General features: G+C 65.7%; 4 protein-coding genes. 1 reads left to right on the top strand and 3 read right to left on the bottom strand.

Translation table 11 applies throughout. The annotated features are described in order from the left end of the window. The 3 genes from ASD90_RS24250 to ASD90_RS08855 all read right to left on the bottom strand — a co-directional run. A partial coding sequence (locus tag ASD90_RS24250; RefSeq protein ID WP_235506505.1) for a hypothetical protein occupies positions 1–368 on the bottom strand: 368 nt, incomplete at its 3' end. Positions 369–431: 63 nt separating this feature from the next. Then, on the bottom strand, positions 432–593 hold the full coding sequence (locus ASD90_RS23440) for a hypothetical protein (protein ID WP_157623114.1): 162 nt from the start codon (positions 591–593) through the stop codon (positions 432–434). Between the two features lie 3 nt (positions 594–596). Beyond that, a complete protein-coding gene (locus ASD90_RS08855; RefSeq protein WP_056754795.1) occupies positions 597–815 on the bottom strand; it encodes a hypothetical protein in 219 nt (72 codons plus the stop codon). A 370-nt stretch (positions 816–1185) separates the two neighbouring features. On the opposite strand from ASD90_RS08855, the gene ASD90_RS24255 reads away from it, so the two are divergent. Continuing rightward, on the top strand, positions 1186–1368 hold a 183-nt coding region (locus tag ASD90_RS24255; protein ID WP_235506506.1), incomplete at its 3' end, for a hypothetical protein.

Raw genomic sequence — 1368 nt, forward strand, 5'->3', positions numbered from 1 at the left:
GAGTGCTTCTCGAGCTTCACGGCAGAGACACGGTCCTCCACGTCGACCACCGCGACCCTCAAGGACTTCGTCCTGGGCCAGTTCGCCCTCTGCAGCGCTTCACTCACGACGACGCCGAGCGGTGGAACGACCGTCGGGACGGCTGTCCTGCCGGGCACGGCCGTCACCGACCTGGCCGTGGTCCAAGGACAAGGCACGTCCTCCCCGCCCACGCCGACGGGCAACGTGTCCTTCTTCCTCTGCGGTCCTAGCGCGGCGGACTCGACTGCGCTCTGCACGACAGGCGGCACTGCCGCGGGAGTCAAGGCTCTCGCAGCAACACCACCGCCCGCCGGGGAGGCTTCGGCAACGTCCGACGCCGTCAACACGGCGGCGACTCCCCTCGCCCCCGGGCGGTACTGCTTCCGTGCCGAGTGGCCAGGCGACGCGAACTACCCGACGCCACTCAGCCACGCTGGCACGGCCGCAGGAAGCGAGTGCTTCTTCGTCGCTGACACCACATCGGCGACCTCGGCACAGGTTTGGCTGCCGAACGACTCTGCGACCATCACGTCCGCCGGCGGCACGGCCTTGAACGGCACCTTGTCCTTCACGCTCTACTCCGGCGACAACTGCGGCGTGACGAGCGGTTCGATTCTGCGGGCTGCCGAGACGTTCTCGCTCACGAATGCGGCGTCGCCGGCGACACGGTCCACGACGAACAGCGCCGTCACGGTGTCGACGTCGTCGGCAGTCTCGTGGCTGGTGGAGTTCACGAGCAGTAACGCGCTCGTCGGGAACAGCAGCCACTGCGAGAAGACAACGTTGACGATCACCAACTGAACAGGAACCTGACCGAACGTTCACTCACTGAGCACTAGGGGCCCGGTCGCTGAGGCGACCGGGCCCTCAGTGCCGACCAGACGTCGGATATCCACCGACATCGACACCAAAACAGTGTTTTTGCAGATGATCCCGCCGATCGTGTGACTTCTTACGGGACTGTTCTGGCATAGCGGACGACTTTCTGTGATCTGCATCGCATTCCGTGCCGTCGTCCTACCTTCGCAGGAGGACGTGGGTGGGCCCTGGGCGGGCGACCACTCGGGGGCTGGAGCTCGGGGCTCGTGGTGATCGTGCCGGCATCGCCGATGCACATCCTCCAACGGTGCGGGGGCCGGCAACCGCTCATGTACGGAGACATTCATGAATGCTTCATGGCTACTGTCTCGGGGGAAGCCCTCTTCCGGGCAACGCATCACCACATCTCGTCGCAAGGCCACCGTGATGGTGGCGTCCGCGGCTCTGGCTTTCTCCGGGGCGCTTTTCCTCGCCCCGTCCGCCCAGGCGGTTCACGAGCTCAACCTCATCGAGCTCGACGGCAATGCG

It is taken from the genome of Terrabacter sp. Root181 (assembly GCF_001428505.1).
Classification (GTDB): domain Bacteria; phylum Actinomycetota; class Actinomycetes; order Actinomycetales; family Dermatophilaceae; genus Terrabacter.